Origin of the sequence: Lysinibacillus sp. UBA5994, from assembly GCF_002429725.1 — a bacterium.
Classification (GTDB): Bacteria; Bacillota; Bacilli; order Bacillales_A; family Planococcaceae; genus Lysinibacillus; species Lysinibacillus capsici.
Window position 1 is genome coordinate 1 of the sequence record NZ_DJAU01000018.1, and the last position, 5,170, is coordinate 5,170.

Sequence of the window (5,170 nt, forward strand, 5' to 3'; positions counted from 1 at the left end):
ACCAAAATTTTGTTTTGTTCACTAGCTAAACTAGCTACTGAAAAGTTTATTGATTACGTTTTGCTTGTTCAGTTTTCAAGGTTCATTATTTAAGTCGTTTTTCAGCGACTTCTTTATATTAACATCTCATTCAAAACATGTCAACAACTTTTTTAAAAAAGTTGTTTGTGTTTTTCTGAGTTATTCGTTTATGTCTTAGCGACAATTAATATAATACAATACTAAGATATTATTCGTCAACTACTTTTCTAAAAAAATATCGAGGTATTTTTTAGATACCTCGATTACAAGCATACTACAGTCATTGCCCCATTTCTAGAGCATCTTTATTTACCTTGTAATGACGGTGAAATATCCTATCATTTTTCGCTGCAATGGGTTCAATTTGAATATAGCCTTTATCCACTAGATACTCAACAAACACTTCTAAATCCACTGAGTAGTTAACAAGTTCATGATGATCATGTAATTCCTGAATAGTCCACATTTCTTTTGTTTGCATGACTTCTAATATATGCTGTGCCCCATCTCGTGTACGAGAGTGGATTAAAAACTCACTTGCTAAAAACAATAATTCTAAGCGCTTTTCTATTGGCTCATTACTTGTCACTAGCTCTTCATACAGCTTATAGATGGCTGGCTCGATTTTTTTCACCTGTGCCCAAACAGTTACTTCAGGATACAGGCCACTATCGATAATAGATAGGCGGCCTAGATGATGTAGCGAATCCACAACATGATTATAAGCATCTAAGTAACTTCCTTTATCAAAGTATTCTTTCCCCTCCAAATAGCGACGAATTAACTTTGAAAATTGAATACCTGTTTTAATTTTACGACCACTATACGGAAATTCCTGCAATTCTATTTTTAGTTTATGCAGAAATTCATTCCGATCAAATAATACTCTACCGAAGAATATCCAATCAACAACCTTTCTATTTGAACCGATGAGTAACCATTTTCGAATTAATTTCTCCGTAACAGTATGTAGAGCGATTTTATTTCCTTCATATAAGTAATGTTTTGAAAAGACTGGTTGCTCTGCTTCTTTTACGATAATGAGTAAAACCGTATCAAATGTATCTGTAACGTTACTTTGTTCTTCACGCTTTTCCACTAAAATTACGCCTAATGTATTCGACTGACTCGCACGTTCTTGATATATCGGACGCAGTACTTGCTCCATGTTCAGCCCTCCTTTATTCATATAGGTTGTTTTGTTCCGTTAAAAATTCGACATACTCTAAAAGTATTCCTTCTTTCATTCAGTTCAAAGCTAAAATACTTTGCCCTTATATGTTATAGTAGATTTTAGATTGGGAGGCAAGATGAAATATGAAACCTTATAAAAGTAAAATTAATAAAATTCGTTCATTCGCATTAGCACTAATCTTTTTTGGTTTTATTGTCATGTACGGAGGCATTTTCTTTAAAAACAGCCCGATATTAGTTTTAATTTTCATGTCACTAGGTGTTCTTTGTATTATCGGTAGCACAGTTGTATATGCGTGGATCGGATTACTGTCAACAAGAGCTATTCAAGTAGAGTGTCCTAATTGCCATAAACATACAAAGGTTTTAGGCCGAGTAGATATGTGCATGTACTGCAATGAGCCATTAACACTTGATCCTACTCTAGAAGGTAAAGAGTTCGATCAATCCTATAATAAAACAAAAAAATCCTAGCCCTTTTTAAGAGCTAGGATTTTTATTGTACTTTAGCAGTAGCAACTTTACATGATGGACAAGTGCCGTATATCTCTAAGCGATGCGAATGCACATCAAAGCCTGTTACCTGTGATGCAAAATGCTCTATTTCGTCGAGTCCAGGATAATGGAAATCGACGATCTTACCACAGCATTCACAAATCATATGGTAATGATCATTTGTCACGAAATCAAAGCGACTTGAAGCATCCCCGTAAGTTAGCTCTTTCACAAGACCTACTTCACGAAATACACGCAGGTTGTTATAAACAGTCGCTACACTCATATTAGGGAACTTACCCTCAAGAGCTTTATAAATTTCATCGGCAGTAGGATGTGCCATTGATTGAATTAGATATTCCAAAATAGCATGACGCTGAGGAGTAATACGTACACCAGTTGTTTTCAACGTGTCCAGTGCATCTTGTAAATGCGTTGCAGACATCGTCATGCACCTCTTCCATAAGTATTATTAATTTATAATTGTTATAAATAGTGTATCCAATTCGTACTACTTCGTCAACAATCACACATTGCTTATCCTCAATAAATCAATGGTTTTTTCCTTAATATCCTCTTGATAAATCCATAACATTTTCTAAATCCGTGTCACCCTTTAGCCATTTTGTTAGGCTTGGCTTGAAAATTTCTAAGCTACGCTCAACATAACGAGAAGAATGACTGGATACATGAGGTGATACTATAACATTTGGTAATGTCCATAATGGATTGTCGGATGTCAGAGGCTCCTCTTCAAATACATCTAAAACTGCGTGTCCTATTTGCTTTCTTTCAATCGCTTGAATGAGTACGTTTTCATCAACTAAATTACCTCGACCAAAATTCATGAAGATCGCATTGTTTTTCATCGCAACAAAATGCTCTTCTTTTAATAAATGGGTCGTTTCTGTTGTTTTTGGTAATACAGAAATAACGATATCTGCAAGAGGTAGTGCTTCTTTCAAATTGGTAAAACTAATCATCGTATTCATATAGGCCGCTTCTTTACCAGAGCGGTTACAGCCAATTGTTGTAACACCAAAAGCTTGCAATAAACGCCCAACTTCCGAACCAATGGCACCTGGCCCCAAAATAAGTGCCGTACTATCTCGTAATTCCGTTTGTTGTGTTTTTTTCGACCATTCATTTTTCTTTTGCTGCTCATACATCCAAGGCAAAGCTCGTTTAATGGCTAAAATATGAGCAAGAATCGATTCAGCCATAGGCGTTTTATGAATGCCACGAACATTTGAAACTAGAATCCTGCGTTCAATAATAGCCTGAGCTGGCATTTTTTCTATACCTGCCGATGCAACAAAAATCCATTTTAGCTTTGTAGCAGATTGAATACTCTCTTCTGTTAAATCTTCACCATATGTAACTAATACATCCGCTTGTTGAAGCTCTTCATTTGATATGCTCTTTTCAAAGATAAATTCAAGCTGTGGAAATTCTGCTACTAATGGTTCTCGTAAATCTGGTCTAGGTTCAAATGTAAAATAGATTCTCATTGTTTTGCCTCCTGTTCTGCTAAATAAGCATATACTTCTTCAATATGATTTTTCACTCGAACTTTGCGCCAAGCTTTTACAAGCTTCCCCTCAGCATCAATTAAAAACGTTGAACGCTCTATGCCCATATATTCACGTCCATACATTTTCTTTAAAACCCATACATCATAAGCTTCAGCAATAGCATGGTCCTCATCCACTAATAATGAAAATGGCAAACCATGCTTATCAATAAATTTTGTATGCTTGCTTGCGTTATCTGGGCTAACACCCAGAACAACAGCATTTAAATGACTGAAGTCCTCAAACTTATCGCGAAAATCACATGCCTCCGTCGTGCAGCCTGGTGTCATATCCTTTGGGTAAAAGTATAAAATAACATTTTTTCCTTTAAAATCAGCTAAATGCACCATCTCGCCCTTTTCGTTCAATAGAGAAAAATCCGGCGCTTTTTGTCCTTCTAGTAATGTCATACAATCTCCTCCTCTGTAGGTCCTATTTTACTCTAAGTAACAAATCAAGTCATATCTCTTAATTTCTTTGGATTTCTTACACCGATAGGTCTACAATAGATTACGTATAAAAAGTTAGGAGGCAATTCTATGAATCATGCAAAATCTGAAGCAATACATGAAGAGGCATTACAGCATATTGTTGGTGGTGTAAACAGCCCTTCTCGTTCATATAAAGCAGTAGGTGGCGGTTCTCCTGTAGCCATGGCGCGAGGAAAAGGCGCTTATTTTTGGGATGTAGATGGCAATCGTTATATCGACTATCTAGCAGCATATGGTCCAATCGTTACTGGTCATGGTCATCCTCATATTGCAAAGGCCATTACGCACGCAGCTGAAAATGGTACATTGTTTGGGACGCCGACTGAGTATGAAGTTACTTTCGCAAAAATGTTAAAGGAAGCCATTCCGTCGATGGATAAAGTACGTTTTAACAACTCTGGTACAGAAGCTGTTATGACAACGATTCGTGTGGCACGTGCCTATACAGGACGTACAAAAATCATGAAATTTGCTGGTTGCTACCACGGGCACTTTGATTTAGTATTAGTGGCTGCCGGATCAGGTCCAGCAACATTAGGAACACCAGATTCAGCGGGCGTGACAACTTCGACTGCTGAAGAAGTTATTACTGTACCTTTTAATAACCCTGAAGCCTTTACAGAAGCCATGGATAAATGGGGCGAGGAGATTGCAGCTATTTTAATCGAGCCAATAGTAGGAAACTTCGGTATCGTTGAACCAAAGCCAGGCTTTCTTGAATTAGTACATGCTACAGCAAAGGAAAAAGGGGCCCTAACGATTTATGATGAGGTCATCACGGCCTTCCGCTTCCACTATGGTGGCGCTCAAAATTTACTTGGCCTAACACCTGATCTAACTGCACTTGGTAAAGTTATTGGTGGTGGTTTACCAATCGGTGCTTATGGCGGACGTAAAGAGATTATGGATACTGTGGCACCCCTCGGCCCAGCATACCAAGCGGGTACGATGGCTGGAAATCCTGCATCTATGCAAGCTGGTATTGCTTGCCTAGAAGTTCTACAAACACCAGGTATATACGAGGAAATGGATAGATTAGGCGCAATTTTAGAAGAAGGTGTTTTAGCTGCTGCTAAAAAACATGGCGTAACCATCACGTTAAATCGTCTTAAAGGAGCGCTTACTATTTACTTTACAGATGTGAAGGTAGAAAACTATGAGCAAGCTGAAAGCTCTGATGGTGAAATATTTGGACGCTTCTTTAAACACATGCTTGAGCAAGGTATTAATCTAGCTCCTTCTAAATATGAAGCATGGTTCTTAACAACTGAGCATACAGAAGCAGATATTCAGGAAACAATTGAAGCAGTAGATATTGCGTTTTCTCAATTATAATCTTGACAAGAAAAAGGCGACTTGCAAGTAGAAGTCGCCTCAGACTGTAGACAAACTCAA

6 protein-coding genes are annotated in these 5,170 nt (G+C 37.5%); 2 read left to right on the forward strand and 4 right to left on the reverse strand.

Annotated features, from left to right (window positions below):
• Positions 1-301 precede the first annotated feature (301 nt).
• Complete coding sequence (locus tag B3D98_RS05445) at positions 302-1,189, reverse strand: nucleotidyltransferase-like protein (RefSeq protein ID WP_016994017.1); 888 nt, start codon at positions 1,187-1,189, stop codon at positions 302-304.
• A 149-nt stretch (positions 1,190-1,338) separates the two neighbouring features.
• Between B3D98_RS05445 and B3D98_RS05450 the strand changes: the two genes are divergently transcribed.
• Entirely contained in the window at positions 1,339-1,689 is a 351-nt protein-coding gene (locus B3D98_RS05450; protein ID WP_048394737.1) for a YgzB family protein, read from the forward strand.
• A 22-nt stretch (positions 1,690-1,711) separates the two neighbouring features.
• Here B3D98_RS05450 and perR read toward each other — a convergent pair whose 3' ends face one another.
• The 3 genes from perR to bcp form a co-directional block, all read right to left on the reverse strand.
• Positions 1,712-2,155 (reverse strand): peroxide-responsive transcriptional repressor PerR, encoded by a 444-nt coding sequence (gene perR / locus B3D98_RS05455; RefSeq protein WP_004230508.1) that lies wholly within the window; start codon positions 2,153-2,155, stop codon positions 1,712-1,714.
• Positions 2,156-2,276: 121 nt separating this feature from the next.
• Positions 2,277-3,221, reverse strand: a complete 945-nt coding sequence (locus B3D98_RS05460; RefSeq protein ID WP_048394740.1) for a D-2-hydroxyacid dehydrogenase — start codon at positions 3,219-3,221, stop codon at positions 2,277-2,279.
• Positions 3,218-3,694: a thioredoxin-dependent thiol peroxidase gene (gene bcp / locus B3D98_RS05465; RefSeq protein ID WP_048394742.1), complete on the reverse strand. Its 477-nt coding sequence runs from the start codon at positions 3,692-3,694 to the stop codon at positions 3,218-3,220. The genes B3D98_RS05460 and bcp overlap by 4 nt, the downstream gene beginning before the upstream one ends.
• A gap of 129 nt (positions 3,695-3,823) precedes the next feature.
• Here bcp and B3D98_RS05470 point away from each other — a divergent pair, with 129 nt between their 5' ends.
• Entirely contained in the window at positions 3,824-5,110 is a 1,287-nt protein-coding gene (locus B3D98_RS05470; protein WP_259420330.1) for a glutamate-1-semialdehyde 2,1-aminomutase, read from the forward strand.
• The last annotated feature ends 60 nt before the right edge of the window (positions 5,111-5,170 follow it).